The organism is Streptomyces xanthochromogenes (assembly GCF_014650455.1).
Classification (GTDB): Bacteria; Actinomycetota; Actinomycetes; order Streptomycetales; family Streptomycetaceae; genus Streptomyces; species Streptomyces xanthochromogenes.
In genome coordinates this window covers 1-532 of the sequence record NZ_BMUZ01000054.1, presented here as the reverse complement: position 1 = coordinate 532, position 532 = coordinate 1, and the positions used below count along the sequence as shown (strand labels likewise).

The following is a 532-nucleotide window of genomic DNA, read 5'->3' as shown; positions in this document are numbered from 1 at the left end:
GTCCTTGTGGTCGGTCGGCGGGTCGACGTTGACCACCAGGTCGAGGTTGTCGACGTGGATGCCGCGCGCCGCGACGTTGGTGGCGACCAGGACGGACACGTCACCGGTCTTGAACTGGGCGAGCGTGCGGGTGCGCTGGGGCTGCGACTTCCCGCCGTGCAGCGCCGCCGCCCGCACACCGCTCTGCAGCAGGTGCTTGGTCAGCTGGTCGACCGCGTGCTTGGTGTCCAGGAACATGATCACCCGGCCGTCACGGGCCGCGATCTCGGTGGTCGTGGCGTACTTGTCGGCGCTCTGCACGTGCAGCACGTGGTGCTCCATCGTGGTCACCGCGCCCGCCGACGGGTCCACCGAGTGCACGACCGGGTCGCTCAGGTAGCGGCGCACCAGCAGGTCGACGTTGCGGTCCAGGGTCGCCGAGAACAGCATCCGCTGCCCGCCCGGGCGCACCTGGTCGAGGAGCTCGGTGACCTGCGGCATGAAGCCCATGTCGGCCATCTGGTCCGCCTCGTCCAGGACCGTGATGTCGACC

At 69.7% G+C, this 532-nt stretch carries 1 protein-coding gene; it reads right to left on the bottom strand.

Features of this window, described 5'->3' with window-relative positions:
• Positions 1-532 (bottom strand): helicase-related protein (locus tag IE267_RS39340; RefSeq protein WP_189766581.1); only part of this gene is annotated, 532 nt, incomplete at both ends.